This window comes from Aquirufa sp. TARAVU-A1A (genome assembly GCF_054558675.1).
In genome coordinates this window covers 294,619-314,854 of sequence record NZ_JBPXKP010000002.1, presented here as the reverse complement: position 1 = coordinate 314,854, position 20,236 = coordinate 294,619, and the positions used below count along the sequence as shown (strand labels likewise).

General features: G+C 39.9%; 11 protein-coding genes. 9 read left to right on the top strand and 2 right to left on the bottom strand.

Features of this window, described 5'->3' with window-relative positions:
- Positions 1–19 precede the first annotated feature (19 nt).
- Both V7S75_RS04035 and V7S75_RS04030 read left to right on the top strand, forming a co-directional pair.
- Positions 20–1,552 carry an OstA-like protein gene (locus V7S75_RS04035; RefSeq protein ID WP_459511590.1) on the top strand — a complete coding sequence of 511 codons (1,533 nt, stop codon included), beginning with the start codon at positions 20–22 and terminating at the stop codon, positions 1,550–1,552.
- Positions 1,553–1,645: 93 nt separating this feature from the next.
- Positions 1,646–2,245: a T9SS type A sorting domain-containing protein gene (locus V7S75_RS04030; RefSeq protein ID WP_459511588.1), complete on the top strand. Its 600-nt coding sequence runs from the start codon at positions 1,646–1,648 to the stop codon at positions 2,243–2,245.
- 145 nt (positions 2,246–2,390) lie between these two features.
- Here V7S75_RS04030 and htpG read toward each other — a convergent pair whose 3' ends face one another.
- The gene (gene htpG, locus V7S75_RS04025) at positions 2,391–4,205 is read right to left on the bottom strand and encodes a molecular chaperone HtpG (protein WP_459511586.1); all 1,815 of its coding nucleotides are present in this window, start codon (positions 4,203–4,205) and stop codon (positions 2,391–2,393) included.
- A 37-nt stretch (positions 4,206–4,242) separates the two neighbouring features.
- Between htpG and V7S75_RS04020 the strand changes: the two genes are divergently transcribed.
- From V7S75_RS04020 to lpdA, 5 genes are all read left to right on the top strand, one after another.
- Complete coding sequence (locus tag V7S75_RS04020; RefSeq protein ID WP_459511584.1) at positions 4,243–5,259, top strand: DUF3667 domain-containing protein; 1,017 nt, start codon at positions 4,243–4,245, stop codon at positions 5,257–5,259.
- Between the two features lie 20 nt (positions 5,260–5,279).
- Positions 5,280–6,173 carry a type IX secretion system membrane protein PorP/SprF gene (locus V7S75_RS04015; protein WP_459511582.1) on the top strand — a complete coding sequence of 298 codons (894 nt, stop codon included), beginning with the start codon at positions 5,280–5,282 and terminating at the stop codon, positions 6,171–6,173.
- Between the two features lie 251 nt (positions 6,174–6,424).
- Complete coding sequence (locus V7S75_RS04010; RefSeq protein ID WP_459511581.1) at positions 6,425–9,148, top strand: 2-oxoglutarate dehydrogenase E1 component; 2,724 nt, start codon at positions 6,425–6,427, stop codon at positions 9,146–9,148.
- Between the two features lie 9 nt (positions 9,149–9,157).
- Positions 9,158–10,681: a 2-oxoglutarate dehydrogenase complex dihydrolipoyllysine-residue succinyltransferase gene (gene odhB / locus V7S75_RS04005; RefSeq protein ID WP_459511579.1), complete on the top strand. Its 1,524-nt coding sequence runs from the start codon at positions 9,158–9,160 to the stop codon at positions 10,679–10,681.
- 45 nt (positions 10,682–10,726) lie between these two features.
- Positions 10,727–12,133, top strand: coding sequence for a dihydrolipoyl dehydrogenase (gene lpdA, locus V7S75_RS04000; protein ID WP_459511578.1), 1,407 nt, complete (start codon positions 10,727–10,729; stop codon positions 12,131–12,133).
- Positions 12,134–12,908: 775 nt separating this feature from the next.
- Here the strand turns inward: lpdA and V7S75_RS03995 are convergent.
- The gene (locus V7S75_RS03995; RefSeq protein WP_459511576.1) at positions 12,909–13,505 is read right to left on the bottom strand and encodes a helix-turn-helix domain-containing protein; all 597 of its coding nucleotides are present in this window, start codon (positions 13,503–13,505) and stop codon (positions 12,909–12,911) included.
- Positions 13,506–14,880: 1,375 nt separating this feature from the next.
- Between V7S75_RS03995 and V7S75_RS03990 the strand changes: the two genes are divergently transcribed.
- Positions 14,881–19,122 carry a T9SS type B sorting domain-containing protein gene (locus V7S75_RS03990; protein WP_459511574.1) on the top strand — a complete coding sequence of 1,414 codons (4,242 nt, stop codon included), beginning with the start codon at positions 14,881–14,883 and terminating at the stop codon, positions 19,120–19,122.
- A 32-nt stretch (positions 19,123–19,154) separates the two neighbouring features.
- A complete protein-coding gene (locus V7S75_RS03985) occupies positions 19,155–20,069 on the top strand; it encodes a PorP/SprF family type IX secretion system membrane protein (protein ID WP_459511572.1) in 915 nt (304 codons plus the stop codon).
- The last annotated feature ends 167 nt before the right edge of the window (positions 20,070–20,236 follow it).

Genomic DNA, 20,236 nt, shown 5'->3' with positions numbered 1-20,236 from the left:
TTAACGATTCGCGATGAACATGCGGCAAAAATACGGATTATTCCTCTTTTTCTTTTTGATGCTTCCAGCTTGCCTGCTCGCGCAAAGCCAGTTGGAGGTCATTCGTGCCGACAGTCTCAATGGGATTCAGCAGGATTTAGTTATGCGAAAAACGTTGATTGGACGGGTGTTTCTTCGTCAAGGAACAACTACCCTTGCGTGCGATCAAGCCGTTCTAAATAGCTCGACGAACAATGTGGAAGCTTACGGACATGTGAAAATCATTCAAGCGGATACGGTTACGATTACGGGTGATACCGCCATTTACATGGGTGATAATCGGCAAGCCTTCATTTCTGGGAAGGTGAAATTAGATGATCATACCATCGTTTTGACAACAAATAAATTGGACTACGATTTGAATTCGCGCATGGCTATTTACCATTCGGGTGCAAAGATTGTTGATAAAAAATCAACGTTATCAAGCCGTGAAGGATTCTATAATACGGTGACCAAAAACTTTCTATTTAAACAAAAAGTGCGTGTGCTTGATAAAGAAGGTGGTAAGTTGCAAGCGGATTCGCTCAAATACAATACGGCTTCCAAAGAGGCCTACTTTATAGCACCTACGGAAATTATCACGAAGAAGGATACCGTTTTAACGAATGCTGGCTTTTACAATACGCAGACCAAAGTTTCGAATTTTACCGGTCGGTCTACAGCTAAAACCGACGAATATATCCTTTCAGCTGATACCTTGTTTTACGATAGCCCCACACAGATTGGTGTAGCGCGCGGACGCGTGGAATTTTTAAGCCAAAAACAAAAGGTTGTTTTGACTGGTGATCATGGTCGCTATGCAGGAAAAACGGGTATCACACGGGTTTATGGGCATGCCCTAATGCGCAATATTGGCGAAAAAGATACCTTGTATTTGACTGCTGATACCTTGGTTTCGATGCAAAATAAGACGGACTCAACGCGGAAATTGTATGCCTACAAACATGTGTTGATTTATAAATCGGACTTCTCAGGGAAATGCGATTCGCTCGGTTATGACACCAAGGATTCGGTGATACACTTTTACCAAAAGCCTTTGCTGTGGACGAATGAATCCCAATTACAGGCAGATTCGGTTTCGATGTACATGACCAATCAAAAAATGCGTGAGATGCGTTTACGGGGTCATTCCTTTGTGATTTCTAAAGATTCTGCATCCCATTATAATCAAATTAAGGGACGCAAAATGTGGGTGTTTTTTGCGGATGATTCCCGATTAAAGAAAGTTCAAGTGGATGGAAATGGAGAGAGCGTTTACTATGTCGTGGATGATAAGAAAAATACGACGGGCTTGAATCGCGTCGAATGCAGTCGGATGAATCTCTTTTTTCTAGAAAATAAAATCAACAAAATCTCGTTTATCACGAAACCTGAAGCCAAGTTCGTGCCTCCCAAAGAGTGGAAGGAAGAGCTCGAGTATTTGGATGGCTTTAATTGGCGGTCAAAGGAAAAAATCACTTTACCGATGGTGATGGAGCGTGTGCAGCAAGCCCCTGCTGTTAAAAAACCTTAAAATTCGGCTTTTTGTCACTGGATTTTGACCGTTTACCTATTGACGTGTTTTTTCTAAGCCACAATGACTTACATTTGAATATTCGAATTTCTTATGATTCAAGCTATACGTCATATTTTCATTTTCGCATTACTGCTTGGCTTTTTTAGCCCCGTATTTTTGCATGCACAAAATGAGGGGAAATCGAAATCTCGACTAAGTATTCAACGAACAGCACAGCGCGTGAATTTGCCCATATTATTGGCCAAACGTTCATTTCATGTGAATCCTGCTTTGCAGACAAACCTTGATTTAAAGCAGAATTCATACCTCACACAAATCATGAAGTCGAGTTTTGCGAAAGCATCCACCACTAATATTGTCGGGCAGAATCAAGACCGTAAATTGGTCGAAGAGAATAGCAACAATCCCAATTACTTATTCTTCAATGATCGAATTCAAGTTTCGCATGCATATCCTAATCCAGCGAGTGATTTTCTAGATATTGATTATCAAGTTGTAGGTAATCAAGATTTGCGATTAGGCTTTTATAATGTGCTTGGTGAACAAGTAAAAGAGTTTTCTCTTGACCGTGATCAAAAAACATTGCGTATTTCCTTGCGCGATTTTGCTTCCGGGATGTATTTATATCAATTGTCGATAGATGGCCGATCGGTCGCTACAAAGAAAATCATTGTTCGGAAAGGGATGTAAAAAACCTGGATGGAAGTTGATCCACCCAGGTTCTGTAGAGACGCGATACTTCGCGTCTACTCCCTAGGCTGAAGCCTAGGGTTATAAAAGAATTATTGTAACCCCAGACTTTAGTCTGGGGCTCTTTAGGTATCGCGTCTCAACACTATTGATTAGCAATCGTCCGTTTAATAAACGCCGTCAAATCAGCTCCTGTCAACAAATTCTGCGATAATAATGCCAAATCTGAGATTTGTTTCGCCAAGGCTTTTTGCTCTTCTTCAGATTCTAAGCTAGCTAATTTACCAATCAACGGGTGATTCGCATTGACCGTGATATTATATGTCGTAGGCATCGCCCCAAACATACCCATGCCACCGCCGTTTTTCGACATTTCACTCATGCGGCGCATGAACTCATTTTGGGTTACAATGGCCGGTAATTCGTCTGGTGACATGGCCTCAACAGCTACGACTTTTTGTTTGTCATTCAGGGTTTCTTCGAAGACCTTCTTGACACTTTCTTTTTGTGTATCGCTAAGAATAGCTTCTAAGTTGATTCCTGTGTCGATTAATTTATCAATTCGGTCTGCATCCACACGCTTCCATTGGGTTTTCTCCAATTTCGCTTCCATGGCTTGAATGAAGTGACTATCGATTAAAGAATCAAGTCGTAATACCGAGTACTCTTTTTGTTTGGCGGATTGAATAAAGGCATCTTGCTGTTGTTCGTCAGTCGTATAGAGATAGACTTTGTTGCCATCTTTATCCGTTTGTGCTGCCTGAACCTCTTCAGCGTATTCGTCTAACGTGTAATATTTGTTATTCGTATCTTGAACTAAGCAAAAATTTGTCGCGCGTTCCATGAATTTCTCATCGGAAATCATTCCGTATTTGACGAATAAGCCAATATTCGCGAATTTCTCTTCGAACGCCGCACGGTCAGCCTTGAATAGGTCGGCCAATTTATCCGCAACTTTTTTCGTGATGTACGAATTGATTTTCTTAACATTTGAATCCGCCTGTAAGAAGGAACGAGAAACGTTCAAGGGAATATCCGGTGAGTCAATGACCCCGTGCAATAACATCAAGAATTCGGGAACGATGTCTTTAACTTCGTCGGTGATAAAGACTTGACGGCTGTATAATTGGATCTTTTCACGCTGCAATTGCATTTCATTCTTCACTTTCGGGAAGTATAAAATACCCGTTAGGTTGAATGGATAATCCACGTTTAAATGAATCCAAAATAAGGGCTTTTCTTGCATTGGATACAATTCATCGTAGAATTGTAAGTAATCTTCATCTGTCAAATCGGAAGGAGATTTTGTCCAAATTGGATTCGGATTATTGATGATTTTCTCTTGAAATTCAATCGGCATCGGTAAAAACTTGCCATACTTTTCCAAGATCGATTTCAAGCGGTATTCTTCTAGGAATTCCTCGGAATCTTCCGCGATGTGTAGAATGATATCCGTTCCGCGTGTTTTCTTTTTGGCAGAACTGATCGAATATTCGGTTGAACCATCGCAAATCCAACGTGCGGCCTCGGCGCCATCTTGATAGGATTTCGAAATGATTTCAACTTCTTTGGCAACCATGAACGCGGAATAGAATCCTAAGCCAAAATGACCGATGATTCCTTTGTCCTCGCCTTGGTCTTTGTATTTCTCCACAAATTCTGTGGCGCCTGAGAAGGCGATTTGATTAATGTATTTTTTTATTTCTTCGGCAGTCATCCCGATACCGTTGTCGGAAATCGTAATTGTTTTCTTGACTTTGTCGAAGCTTACCTGCACTTTTAATTCACCCAATTCGCCATTGAATTCGCCTATAGAGCTCAATCGCTTGATTTTTTGGGTGGCGTCTACCGCATTGGAAACCAACTCACGAAGGAAAATCTCGTGGTCCGAATAGAGAAATTTCTTAATAATAGGGAAGATGTTCTCAGTGTGAATGGAGATGTTACCTGTTTCTTTCATGTTTAATTGAGATTAAAAATCATAAATTTGGAATCCGATGGTTCAAATCTTAATCCAAAACCTTTCGGAATGTCATATTGTCAGCCATTTTATGTCACATTCAACCCTACGCCAAGAGCAAACCTGTCTTAATTGTGGTCAAAACGTACATGATCGTTTTTGTTCCTATTGCGGCCAAGAAAATCGAGAGCCCCATGAGACGTTTTGGAGTTTGTTAATCCATTTTGTTGAAGATATTTTTCACTACGATGGTAAATTGTTTACGACGATTAAACAACTCTTTCTAAAGCCAGGTTATTTGTCTTCAGAATACTTACGTGGCAAAAGAACTGTTTATTTACATCCCATTCGATTTTATTTATTCACTTCTGCCTTCTTTTTTATTAGTCTGTTTTATGTTTTTCATCCCCTAGAAAAACGTTTGAGTCATGAACCCGAAAACTCGAGTAAAAAAGAATTGTCTGACCCCGTCATTGCTTTTAAAAATGGGTTTATGCAAGACCAAAAAGCAAATCCCAAAACGTTTGAAGACTACAAAAAACTTCAGGACAAATTGCCGGTAGCCAAACGTGATTCTGAATTTGAACAGAAATTAGTCAAACAGGTATATGCGATCGGTAATGAATATAAAAATTCGGAGGATTTACTCGAGGCGCTTGTAGATACCATGTTGCACAAAATGTCTACCCTGCTTTTTATCGCTTTACCCTTGTTGGCTTTTATTTTACAGTTGCTTTTTATAAGACGAAAAGGATTTTACTATATGCATCATGGCATATTCATTTTGCACATGGCTACCAGTTATTTTATTACCCTTTTCTTCGTAGAGGTCGTTGGAATTGTAAAATTGTTGACTTCCTGGGCTGTAGTTGGCCAAATTTCCGGATGGTTGATTTTTGCTTGGTTTGTTTATTATTTATTCGCTTTCAAACGCTTTTATCAATTAACCTGGCCTAAGGCAATGATTTATTATGCCTTTGCGGTTTTGATGCAACAGATATTATTGGCTTTTATTTTTATTGGTTTACTGATCTTTTCTTTCTTTAGCCTGTGAGAATTCTAATCCTGCTTTTATTGAGTAGTTCGGTCGTTTTCGCCCAGCAAGAATCCCTGCGCATGGTTTATCCCTTTATGCCCTTGGGTATCAATCCCGCCATGGCAGGTGCCAAAGGCGTCGCCTCAATGACGGGGATTTATCGAAAAAAGCCGCTGTTTCAGGGTGGGATTACGAATACGGCATCGTCCCAACAATACTTTAGTTTTGACATGCCCATTGCTCAAGAGAAAGGGGGCATTGGATTTTTGGCTTATAATACGGATCAGTCTTATGCCTTGGCTTCAGGTGGAATTGCAGCTAATTTAGGTTTAGCGGCAGTTGGCTCGAAGCACGTTCAATGGGGAAGGGGGAATCATCTTCGTTTAGGTGTGGAAGTGGGAGTTAATCAGTATCCTATCATTGGTAAAAGTGGCACGAGTGTCCTGGGTGGTCATTACGGTTGGGGCCTGCAGTATGAACGCGGGGATTTTCAATTGGGTTTTAGTTCGCCTTCTAATTCTTTTGAATCGAGTTATGGGTCTTTAAATAAGCCTTTGTATCTGACTGGGCAATATATCTTACATGTTTCCCAACATACCTTAAAGTTGGGGACGGTTATTCGAAACCAACAAGAATCCATGAAAGCGGATTATTATGCGGTGTTTTGGATGAAAGAAAAGTTGGGTCTAGGAATTTGGTATCAAGAAACCGGTTCTGAACTAGGTTCTAAGGCTTTATTAGGAAGTTTAGAAGTGGCCATGGGAAAGAATTTTCGGGTGGGATATGCCTATGATTTTTTAGGAGAATCAACTGCCTATTTTCCTGCGGGATTTGGAACGAGCGCATCTACAGAGCGTGCGGGTTTTCATCAATTATTCATTCGTTACGAAGTTGATTTGGGCAACGGAAAAATTGCAGAATTTCGGCCCTAGGTAATTATGGGATTTCTTTGACTTTGGTAGGATATAATTGTAATAAATAAAGAATTTTTTGATGCATGAATAAATAGGATTTTTTCCAAAGAAATTTGTGCTCTTATATGGTATAAAAACCTGCGAATTGTTGGGTTTTATTGCCGAGAGTGTATTAAATTGCGAGGATTTTTTTCGCGAGAATTAAATTTACCTAAACCAAAACAATAACGTTTGAAACTTTTTCTAGTCGACGGCTAGAATTTTACATTATGGATCCATTTTCCTACGTTGCCAATGCAGATACACAGGTCATCGCCGACTTGTATGAAGCATATAAACAAGACCCCAATTCCGTAGATAGCTCTTGGAGAGATTTCTTTAAGGGATTCGATTTTTCACAAACCTGGTTAACAGATGCGCCGGTGGGCAATGCTGCAGATTCTGCGCATGTTCAAAAGGAAATGGCGGTTATCTCGCTGATCAAAGCATTCCGTTCTCGTGGGCATTTATTGTCGAAGACAAATCCAGTTCGTGAGCGTAAAGATCGCCAGCCACGTTTAGGTTTGACTGATTATGCGCTTACTGATGCTGACTTAGATACGGTTTTTCAAGCGGGTGTTTTCTTGGGAATCGGACCTGCGACCTTGCGTCAAATTCAAGATGCCTTACACAAGATATATGCGGGTACTATCGGTTTTGAATATTCGTATATCCGTGAGGTAGCAACCAAAGAATGGTTGCGTAACAAAATTGAAAAAGAGGCTTTGTCTTTTAATCCCTCGATTGAAAAGAAAAAACATATCCTTCAGAAATTGAACGAAGCAGTCGTTTTCGAGAATTTCTTAGGAACAAAATACTTAGGCCAAAAACGTTTCGGACTTGAAGGTGGTGAATCAACCATCGCGGGTTTGGATGCGATTATTAATACCTCTGCCGACTTAGGTGTCAAAGAAGCCATGATTGGTATGGCGCACCGCGGTCGTTTGAACGTATTGGCGAATATCATGCACAAATCTTATGAAGCGATCTTTGATGGTTTCGAAGGAAATGTGCCGGATGAAATTCATGGCGATGGTGATGTGAAATACCACTTAGGGTATTCTTCGAAGCACATCTCGCCAAACGGCAGCGAAATTTCTTTGAAATTAGCACCGAATCCATCTCACTTAGAAGCGGTGAATCCTTTAGTTGAGGGATTCTGTCGGGCAAGTGCAGACGCACATTACAATGGTGATTATTCGAAAGTATTGCCCATTTTGATTCACGGAGATGCGGCGGTCGCTGGCCAAGGCATCGTGTACGAAGTGACTCAAATGGCGAAATTGAAAGGTTATTCAACGGGTGGAACGATTCACTTTGTGATCAATAACCAAGTAGGTTTTACAACGGATTTTGAAGATGCACGTTCAGCGATCTATTGCACGGATGTTGCCAAAATTATTGACGCACCGGTATTCCACGTGAATGGAGATGATCCAGAAGCTGTTGTTTTCGTTTCGCGTATCGCTGCGGAATTCCGTCAGGAGTTTGGCCGTGATGTATTTGTGGATATGGTTTGTTACCGCCGGAATGGACACAACGAATCAGATGAGCCTCGTTTTACGCAGCCTACCTTGTATGCCAACATTACGAACCACCCGAATCCACGCGAGATTTATACGCAAAAATTAATCAAGCAAGGAGAAATCGAAGCAAAGTTAGCAGAGCAAATGGACGCTGAGTTCAAAGCCGAGTTGCAAGCACGTTTGGATTTGGTGAAACAAAAAGTTCGTCCTCCTTACATTCCATTGAAATTGGATAATGCTTGGTCAGAATTACGTTACTCAACGGAAAAAGATTTCGAAAAATCGCCTAATACAGCTATTTCAAAAGCGACCGTTGATCAGGTAGCGAAAGCCATCACAACCTTACCAAAAGGCTTCGTGGCTTTGAAACAAATTGAAAAAGTAATTGCTGATCGTAAAGTTTTCTTTGAAAAAGGCGAATTAAACTGGGCTACGGCTGAATTATTAGCTTATGGTTCTTTATTGGTAGAAGGCAAAGCAGTTCGTTTGTCGGGACAAGACGTACAACGTGGTACCTTCTCACACCGTCATGCTGTATTGCATGATGCGAACACGAATGAGAATTACAGTTCATTAAATCATATTTCGGATAAGCAGGAAAAAGCGCAAATCTATAATTCATTGTTGTCGGAATACGGTGTTTTGGGTTATGAATTTGGTTATGCCTTAGCGAATCCGAATGCCTTGGTTATCTGGGAAGCTCAGTTTGGTGATTTTGCCAATGGTGCTCAAACGATGATTGACCAATTCGTTTCTTCACACGAATCGAAGTGGGGCACCCAAAACGGTTTGGTGATGTTGTTGCCGCATGGTTACGAGGGACAAGGGCCAGAGCACTCAAATGCTCGTCCGGAACGTTTCTTGCAATTAGCCGCGGAGAATAATATGGTCATTGCCAATTTGACAACACCAGCCAATATTTTCCATGCTTTACGTCGCCAATTAACTTGGGAGTTCCGTAAGCCATTGGTGGTGATGTCTCCGAAGTCAATTTTCCGTCATCCCAAAGTCGTTTCGAAATTGGATGCCTTTACGAAGGGTTCTTTCCAAGAAGTGATTGGAGATGAATTTGCCGACAAAGCGAAAGTAAAACGCGTGTTGATCTGTTCGGGTAAAGTATATTTTGATTTATTAGATCGTCAAGAAAAAGACAAGCGTAAGGATGTTGCCATTATCCGTTTGGAGCAATTGCATCCATTCCCAACGAAGCAAGTGGAAGCAGAATTAGCGAAATACAAATCAGCTGAGGTATTCTACGTGCAAGAAGAACCGGAAAACATGGGCTATTGGTCGTATGTGATTCGTGAGTTTGGTTGGTCACGTTTCAGTAAATTAGTCGCACGTAAGAAATCGGCCTCACCGGCGACAGGATTCTTGAAGGTGCATGGAGAGGAGCAGGCAGCATTGATAAACAGAGCATTTGAATAATCGAATATTATGGCTATAGAAATGAAAGTGCCCGCTGTGGGCGAGTCAATCACGGAAGTAACGGTTGCTACTTGGAACAAGAAAGAAGGCGATCACGTGAAATTAGATGAGGTATTGTGCGAACTAGAGTCGGACAAAGCAACATTTGAATTGCCAGCTGAGGCTGAAGGTATTTTGCACATTGTGGCAAAAGAAGGCGATGTTTTGCCGATCGGTGCGATTATTTGCACGATTGAAGCGGGCGGTGCAACAGCATCCGTAACCGTGGCAGACGCAGCTCCAGCAGCCGTTGCCGCTCCTGCACCCGCAGCAGCACCAGCACCTGCAGCAGGCCCAACGAGCGTATTGGAAGTTAAAGTTCCAGCGGTAGGTGAGTCTATTTCAGAAGTAACCGTTTCGGTTTGGAACAAGAAAACAGGGGATGTAGTTGCCTTGGATGAAGTTCTTTGCGAATTAGAGTCGGATAAAGCGACCTTCGAATTGCCAGCAGAATCAGCAGGCGTATTAGAGGTGATTGCTCAGCCGGGTTCTGTTGTTCCGATTGGAGGTTTGCTAGCTAAAATCACCGTAGGTGGTTCCGTTTCAGCAGCACCTGCGGCAGCTCCGGCACCCGCAGCGGCTCCAGCAGCAGTAGCTTCAGATGCAAATTATGCGGCAGGACATCCTTCGCCAGCAGCAGCCAAAATATTAGATGAAAAAGGAATTGCGGCAGCATCCGTTGCGGGTTCAGGTGTAGGTGGACGTATCACGAAAGAAGATGCGATGGCAGCTTCAAAACCAGCGGCGGCTGCACCAGCAGCCTCGGCTCCGGCGGCTGCGCCAGCAGTGGCACAAGGAGGAACGCGTCGTGAGAAAATGAGTTCATTGCGTAAAACAGTGGCCCGTCGTTTGGTGGCTGTGAAAAATGAGACGGCGATGTTGACAACCTTCAACGAGGTGGACATGAAGCCGGTCATGGATTTACGTGGAAAATACAAAGATAAATTCAAGGAGAAACATGGCGTAGGCTTAGGCTTTATGTCCTTCTTCACGAAAGCGGTTTGCGTTGCCTTGAAGGAATTCCCTTCGGTAAATGCGAAGATCGATGGCGATGAAATCGTGTTCCACGATTATTGCGATATTTCGATTGCGGTTTCTGCTCCAAAAGGTTTAGTTGTTCCCGTGATTCGTTCTGCGGAGAACTTGTCTTTGGCAGGTATCGAATCCGAAGTGGTTCGTTTAGCAGGGAAAGCACGTGAAAATAAATTGAGTTTGGAAGAAATGAGTGGCGGAACATTTACGATCACGAATGGTGGCGTATTTGGATCGATGCTTTCAACGCCGATCATCAATGCACCACAAGTAGCGATCTTAGGTATGCACAATATCGTAGAGCGTCCGGTGGTTGTTGACGGTCAAATCGTTGTTCGTCCAATCATGTATTTGGCATTATCGTATGATCACCGCATCATCGATGGCCGTGAGTCGGTAAGTTTCTTAGTTCGCTTAAAGCAACTATTAGAGGATCCAGCTCGTTTATTGTTAGATATTTAATTACCAGAATAGGCCTTGCGGGGCCTATTCGTTTTCAATCGCCTTATGCAAGAATTTGATGTTATCGTAATTGGTTCGGGTCCTGGAGGATATGTTTCGGCAATTCGTTCGGCCCAATTGGGTTTCAAAGTAGCTATCGTGGAAAAATATTCCGTGATGGGTGGAACATGTTTGAACGTAGGATGTATTCCTTCCAAAGCGTTGTTGGACTCATCCGAGCATTATCACAATGCGGTGCATAGTTTCCAAGAGCATGGCATTGAAATCGCGAAGCCGAAAGTAAATTTGGACCAAATGATCAAGCGCAAAGCGGGTGTGGTTTCGAATTTGAACGCTGGAATTGCGTATTTGATGAAGAAAAATAAGATTACGACCTTTCATGGTTTGGGATCTTTTGATTCTGTCAAAACCGTTAAAGTGACCAAAGAAGATGGCTCTTCGGAAGTGATTTCAGGAAAGAACATCATCATTGCAACGGGTTCTAAGCCTACGATTCTTCCGTTCATTCCGGTGGATAAGGAGCGTATCATTACGTCGACGGAAGCCTTGAAAATGAAGGAAATTCCCAAGCATTTGATTGTGATTGGTGCTGGCGTAATTGGAGCAGAATTAGGTTCCGTATATGCACGTTTGGGATCGAAAGTTTCATTTGTGGAATTTGCGGATAGCATGATTCCTACGATGGATAAGACGATGGGAAAGGAATTACAAAAGTCAATTGCCAAATTAGGCGCAGATTTTTACTTGTCTCATAAAGTTACTTCGGCAGCTGTGAAAGGCAAGGAAGTGACCGTGAAGGCACAAGATGCATCAGGTAAAGATGTTGAAATTAAAGGAGATTATTGCTTGGTGTGCATTGGTCGCCGTCCCTATACGGAAGGCTTGAACTTAGCTGCGGCAGGTTTAACAGCTGATGAGCGTGGTCGGATTGCTGTCGATGAGCATACGCTTCAAACATCCGTTCCAGGTATCTATGCGATTGGTGATGTTGTCCGCGGGGCGATGTTGGCACACAAAGCGGAAGAAGAAGGAACATTCGTAGCGGAAGTTATTGCGGGTCAAAAACCACATATCAATTATAACTTGATTCCAGGCGTAGTTTACACGTGGCCAGAAGTGGCTTCGGTAGGGAAGACGGAGCAGGAATTGAAAGCGGCGGGTATCGCTTATAAAGAAGGTTCATTCCCATTCAAGGCATTGGGTCGTGCGATTGCATCGGGCGATGTAGATGGTTTGGCGAAGGTATTGGCGGATGCAAATACGGATGAGATTTTGGGTGTTCACATCATCGGTGCGCGTGCAGCGGATATGATCGCGGAAGCGGTTGTTGCGATGGAATACCGCGCATCTGCGGAAGATGTGGCTCGTATGTCACATGCGCACCCGACCTACACGGAGGCGATGAAGGAAGCTTGCTTGGCTGCGACGGCGAAGAGATCCATTCATTCGTAAAATTGTAGAGACGCGATACTTCGCGTCTTTTTTTTGATTTTGAAGAGACGCGATTATTTCGCGTCTTTTTTTGTTTTGTAGAGACGCGATTCCTTGCATCTAGTCCCCAAGTTAAAACCTTGGGTTAATTTATTACCCTAGGCTTCACACTAAGAATTAAAAAGATCATCGCGTCTTTACAATGATAAAATGTGCGAATACAGCATCCATTCCCTCTATTTTGTCTCTTTTGTCCCTAAAGGAGCATTGTTTTAAATCGAAATGAAAAATTAATCGATGTAATATTCAATTTTTGTCATGTTGTTGAACGAGTGAAAATTGCAAGTGATAATTGATACAAATTAATTTGGATACGATGATTTATTTAATTTTTCTTATTTCGTTTTTGCAGGTAGTATCAATAATACTCCTTATACTATTTTATCGACGCATCAGCTTTCAAATTGAGCTAGAATCAGAATGTGTTCGTTTTGACGTACTTATGTTTAAAAAGTTGGTTTTATATAAAATGAATTCAAGAGATGATGAAAATAATGGTTTAATCGATTGAATTATTTGATAATTAAAAAATGATTTTAAGCTATACTATTAATCGAGCTTATTTAGCTATGTAAAATTAAGGTTGTTTGGGTTGTACGGTTTTAAAAAAAATATAATTTAGAACTAGGAGTGCGCTAACGCATGGGGCTTTGCTCCATGCGTTTATTGTTAATGATTAGTTAAATTATAGGGAAATCAACTATTAAGCAGAAGATAAGAGTTATTCGCTACTATTTTATTTAAAATATTGAGCATGATAATCGGTAGGAGTACATCCTTGAATTTTAACAAAAGCTTCAACAAATCTAGAACGAGAAGAAAATCCAACTTCTTTTGCGAGTGATTCAATTGTTTTTGACTTTAGAAATCCTTGTTGAATTAAATCAACTCCATCAATAATTCGTTGATTTGTTTTCCAATTGCCAAATGATGTTCCAAGGTGTTGATTAAAATAGCAATTCACTAAGTATTCGGGTAAACATACCGCCGAGACCAATTGGTTCTTATTGAATTTTGTGTCTCTTGTGGGTTTCGTGCTAATGTATTGATTAATGATTTTGGAATAAATCTTTAATTGATGATCCGTAAGGATTATTTCTTTTTTGAATTTGGTTAGTTGATTATTTTCATCTTGAATAATTATTTGAACTGATTCAGCTATATGTGGAAATCGATCAACAGTAAGACGAATGGTAAATCCAATTAAAATTATAATCGCCATAGAATGGGTAAAGCTATATTCTACATCAAATTGGCCAAGAAACAAAAAATATACTTGAGGATAAAAAGCTAGCGATATTAGTGTTAAATAAATTAAAATGTATGGACTCAATAAAGCTAGTTTATTCTTCTTTATGAAATTTAACCCATATCGATTGTAGCAATGCATTAGTCCAATTGTAAAATAGGTAAATATTTGTAGGATACGGATTAAATATAAAAACGAACTTGACGATATCGAATGTATTTCCAGCGTTGATTTAAACTTGAATTTGTAATTGACTATTTCAATGTTAATCGCACCTATATATACGAAATAGATTACCAGTGGTAGGAAGTGATAAAGGTCACTTAGTTTTAGTGGTTCGTATTTAAATATCTCATCACGGAAATAATAGTAGATAATCGGTCCCGTTAAAAATGACAGCGGGAAATTTATAAGACACTTATGTAGGTTATCGTCGAATTTATATAAATGTTGTACTTGAAGTAAAGTCGCATAAATGCTGTTGATAATAATGAATAGGAACAGGAACCTTAAATTAGTTTTCTTTCCATTTTGTAGGTACTCAGATCTAGAATTTAATAATTGATTTAATTTTAAGAGGCTTGTCATGAAGTATTATAATTTTTTTTCGAACTATATTAGGTGGACTGAATGCAAATTTAAGTGATTAATTCGTTTGTTTTGATTTAATACTTTTCGTTTGAATATTCAATTCGTTTAGGCTTCTTCCTTTGTTTTCTTTAGCATTTGTAATCGCCTGCAATTAAAAATATGCTTTGCCATTTTACGTGATAATGCATGTGAATTTTCAAACAATAATCGGAATCGTTCTTGTATAATTCTTTGATGAATTGTAAACCCCTCTTATATAATTTGAATTATAAATTCTGGTGCTTGGAATTAGCCTAAACAAATTTCAATATTTTTAATCCTACTATTTCTCTTTTTTACGAATCGCTGCTCTTTTACCGCCAAAGAGAGCATTTTTTGTTTTTTATTGGACATTATAAAAGTGATTTACTTTTTCTCTATTCAAACGCAAACAATTTACCTTTAAATAGCCTGTATAGTTTGATTTTAGGTGTTTTTTGCTTGGTTTGGGATTTTGTTGGTATAGGAATTACTTTTTGCTTTTATGGCTTTTTGTTTCATTTCACTCAAATGGAGCATTTATCTTATGCTTGAGTTATTTTAAGTGGTAGCCTGGTGGTATTTTTGTTTATCTAAAAATATTGTTACCATCTTAAACTCTATGAAACAGTTCTATCGACGCCTATCTTTTTCGAGGTTTAATTCTTTTATTTTATTATTAGTTTTTTCCTTTTCGTTAAGCACAACGTTTAATCTTTTTTCACAAAATACATTTAATGGTATTAATATTCGCAATCTTAATGTTGCCTATTCAATTAGGAAAATTGTTCCTGGTTATCGTGATCCGGTAATACGTATTTCTCGTGCTGATGGATTCGTTTGTGACATCTTGTTTGATAGGAATGATGAATTATCGGTTGATAGTGATGCAACTGTAATTAATCCAGGTGGAAGTGCTTATGTTGTAGGCGATGTGATTTCGTTTGGTCAATATTTAAGTGAAACACCTACGGGTTTTGTATATGTGAATACCTGGTATGATCAAACAGGCAATGGAAATCATTTGGTAAATAACGGCGCAAATCAATACAAGCCAACCATTGCTGTTGATGGGGAAATTAATTTGTTGAATGATAAACCTACCATTGATTTTTCTGCAACTTTAACTTCATTTAATCGTAAGTTTTTGGTTTCCGATCCCGTTATTGATAAAAATGGTCAAGTATTTCTTGTAGCTAGTTTTGATAATAATTTTGGACCCATATTTAATAACCATATTACTAACGCTAATAATTTATGGGGCCTTGCTCCAAATTCATTTAATTTATTAGGAGGGAATGCCTCTAATGCAATTAGGGCATCTGTTATGTATCAAAATGGATTGTTGAGGTCTAATGGCACACTAAGAAATCCTGCCTTGAGGAATAATATATTGGCAATGTATTCAATTGCCCCCCTTGTTGATCCTTCCGGTACGAATTGGGATTGTATTGGAGATGCCAGTATGTCAACGCCTACATCAGTTAATGTGGGGAAATATTCAGAAATTATAAGTTTGAAAGATCCGATACGTGATTCTGAGAGAAGATCTGTTGAATTGGATGAGGCAATTTATTTTAATACAACATATCTTAATATCACCTCAACGGGTTTTACCACATGTACTGATATTCCTACAAAAAATTTTACAATCGAAGGGTTAATTCCAACGAATTCTGTAAGTATTACCTCGCCAGCTGGATATAATGTTGCTGAAAATAATAACCCGGCAGTTTCAAGCTCAATTAGTTTGCCGGCTAGTAATAGTAGACTTAATTCAATAATTAATGTAACTAATGCAGGTGGAGGCGGGGGAGGTCTCATGGCTATTTCTAACAATGAAATAGGACAATATGAATTTAGTATTTTACACGATCCGATAAATTTTGTTTTAGGGACTATACCTAGTGTTTCTTCATCAGCTACTTATTTTGAAATTCCAATCTCTGGATTGACTTCTGGGGATACATTTTCTGTAATTGCAGGTGCGCGTGTTTTGCCAGGATTTAATCCAGGTAGTAATCAGTCAACTTCTACATTCCCGTTCTATGTTACCATACCTCCAAGCTTACCTAATACGTATGATTTTGAAATTCGTATAAATAATAGTCTTACGGGTTGTGTTTCTTCTTTTAGGCCTTTCGAAGTGGTTGTTACGCCTACGCCAACCGTCAATAATGTTGGCTTTGGATTTTCGCTATTTTCTTCATGTGCTGGGTCTGTCTCCGCTGCTCAAAGCTTTACTGTTTCCGGTAGCATGTTGACAAATGATATTGTTGTTACACCTCCTACCGGTTTTGAAGTTTCTTTGACCGCTGGTTCTGGGTATTTGCCTTTTTTATCAATTCCTCCAGTATCAGGGACAGTAGCGAATACGACTGTTTATATACGGCTTACAAATTCAGCTATCAATGGAGCCTCAGGACGTGTTACAGTTGCTTCAATTGGTTCCTCAACAAGGAGTTCTCAAATAATAACCGCAGTAGTAAATGCCATTCCAACAATAACAGGAACTACGCCGAACGCTCGCACAGGAACGGGCACTGTAGCCTTGGCGGCTACTGCGTCTTCTGGAGCAGTAGTAGATTGGTATTCTGTCTCTAGTGGAGGATCTTCGATTGCCACTGGAACGTCGTTTACGACCCCTAGTATTAGTTCAACAACAACTTTTTATGCTCAGGCTAGAATCATTTCAGCAAGTTGTCTTTCTGCTTCCAGATCATCCGTTGTAGCAACAATAGCATCACAACCTATTATCGATACTGATGGCGATGGAGTATCTGACGCGCAGGAAGCTTCTGACGGAACAAATGCAAACGACGGCTGTAGTTATTTAGTCACTAGTCAAGTTATTGCAAATACTTCATCTACATGGCGGAATTTAGATTGTGATGGTGATGGTGTTGTCAATGGATCAGATTCAGCCCCGTTGAATTTTTGTTTAGGAGGGTCTGGATCAGTTCCTGCAAATGGTACTCCAGAATATGAAATTTTCCGATACCAAGATTGTGACAATGATGGAATTTTAAACGGTTTGGAGTGTTCTGTCGGTGTTAATTGCCCAGATTTTGATAACGATGGTATACCTAATTATTTAGATACAGATTCTGATAACGATCAGATTGGTGATATCGCAGAAGGTGGTATTGATAGTGATGGTGATGGTAGTGCCAACTACATTGACTTAGATTCGGACGGTGATGGTATTTTAGACATTCGTGAAACAGCGCAAGACCAAGATGGCGATAGCACACCAAATTACTTGGATTTTGATTCCGATGGAGATAATATTTTGGATAAGGAGGAAGCTCGAGCTAATTATACAGCGAACTCGATGATTGTACCTGATACGGATAATGACGGTACGCCTGACTTCATAGATTTAGAATCTGATGGTGATGGTATATTAGATAGCATTGAATCTGCAGGAGACACTGATGGTGACCAGCATCCCAATTACCGTGATGGAGATAGCGATGGCGATGGTATCTCTGATTCGGTGGAGAAATTCGGTGACATGGATGGCGATGGAAAACCTAATTTCTTAGATTTAGATTCTGACGGTGATGGTATTACAGATCAATACGAAGGCTTGAATTTATGTGAAAATTGTGGTCGGGTCGATAATAATGATGATGGCTATGATGACCGTGCCCAACAAGACCCAGGTTATCCGTCAATTGATACAGATAAAGATGGAATTCTTGACTTTTTGGATGTAGATTCTGATAACGATGGCATTCCAGATGCATTTGAAGCGGGTAACAATCCTAAAAAACCGATTGATACCGATCAAGATGGTACGTCTGACTTCCGAGATATAGACGTTGATAACGATGGTATCCTAGATGCAAAAGAAGCAGGTACTGATCCGTCTATACCAGTGGATACAGATAATGATGGTACACCTGACTTCAGAGATTTGGATTCAGATAATGATGGCATCAGCGATGTAATTGAAGCAGGAATTATCCCAAATACGCCTTTGGATACGGATGCTGATGGGGTTTATGACTTTAGAGATTTAGATTCAGATAATGATGGTATTACAGACCTCATCGAGAAAGGACCAAATTCAACTCCTGTAGATACCGACCTTGATGGCACGCCGAATTACCGCGATATAGATTCAGATAATGATGGCATCACGGATATGATCGAGAAAGGACAAACAGCGGTACCCGCTGATACCGACCAAGATGGTACCCCTGACTTTAGAGATCTCGATTCTGATAACGACGGTATCTCAGATATGATCGAGAAGGGTGTTTCAGCGACGCTTGCCGATTCGGATGGCGATGGTACTGCCGACTTTAGAGATTTAGATTCAGACAACGATGGAATTGCAGATCTTATTGAGAAAGGATCAAGTTCAACTCCTGTAGATACTGATGGTGATGGTTTGCCAGATTACCGTGACTTAGATGCTGACAATGATGGTATCTCAGATATCATTGAGAAAGGGCCAAGTTCTTTACCTGTGGATACTGATGGTGATGGATTACCAGATTTTAGAGATTTGGATTCTGATGGCGATACATTATCAGACAATATCGAGAAAGGTCCTAGCTCAACACCGATGGATACGGACAAAGATGGAGTTGCCGACTTTAGAGATGTAGATTCTGACAACGATGGAACCTCCGATTTAGTAGAAACGGGTCCAGATCCTAAGAATCCATTGGATACGGATAAGGATGGCATTTATGATTATTTTGATAGCGATACCGATAATGATGGAATTTTGGATAAAGATGAGGATAATGTGAATATTAGCGGTTTAGTGGATTGCGACAAGGATGGAATTCCCAACCGATTAGATGCAGATAAATGTCCAGCCTTTGTTCCTCAAGGTATTTCACCGAATGGTGATGGGAAAAACGATACGTTCATTATTCCTGGGATCCTAAGTGCTCAACCGAATACCTTAACGATTTTTAATCGATTTGGAAGTGTTGTTTATGAAAAAGACAATTACCAAAATGATTGGAGTGGTGGTGATTTGCCAGATGGAACTTACCTATACATAATCGATTATAAAGGAAAAACGCCAGCATATAAATCATATCTATATATTAATCGATTGAAATAGATTCAATTTTGTACTTAAAACGTCAATTGTAAATGAAAAATATATATTTTTTTAATCAGAGAGTAGATTGTTTGAAGTGGATCAAGAGCCATGTGGCTCTTGTTTCCCTCCTTTTTTTAGGATTGTCATTTAATTCCTTTGGACAATTAGAGCCAGGATATTCGATGTATCGATTTAATCCTCAAGTTATCTCCCCTTCTCATGCAGGAAGTACAAGGACGGGTGAATTTATTTTCATGAATCGCCAACAATGGGAAGGAATTGAGGGTTCACCAAGTACTTATATTTTTTCTGGAAACTTTAAAATTGGTAAGCAAAGTGGTATTGGTGCAAACGGAATGTTAGATCAATTTGGTCCTACTAAAATTACTTCGTTGAGTTTAGATTATGCTTATCATGCTAAGCTTACTGAAAAATGGGTGCTATCGAGCGGTTTCCGTCTAGGGTATACCAACTTAGCCTTAAATTTTAATGAGACGAATTTGTATGATCAAGGAGATCCCAATTATGTTAATCGTTCCATCTATACCTTTAATACGGGATGGGGAATTAAAATTGCTAAAGGTGATGGGTTATTTATTAGTGTTTCTCAACCCAGAGTTTTACGTTATGATTTGGGGCCAGGATTTAAAGATGTAGCTCTCTTTTATGGTATGGTAGGAACTAAAATAGAGGCAAATCCAACTATATCCATATATCCAAGTGCTTTATTTCGAGTAGGGGCAGGTGTTCCTGTTAGTTGGGATGCGAACGTGTTGGTTAACTTTTTAGGTAAGTTTGATATTGGTTCTAATTATCGTTACCAAGATAGTTGGGGTGTCAGAACAGGAATTAAGGTTTCCAAAAGCCTGTACGTAGGGTATGTTTTTGAAATGCCTACCACACAAGCAAGCCGGGTTAATTTGCAATCACATGAAATTGCCTTACGATATTCTCTTAAGAAATAGCTTTTCGATAGCTAGCCATTTATTTATTATCAAAGAGCTGATGAATTCATCGCTTTAATACGCCATTTCTCAAGGTAATGCGTATATCAATGGCTGTTTGGCTATCAGTGCATCATTCAGTGATTAGGTGTACTTTGAAAGAAGAATTCAAATCGTTTGGGATTGAA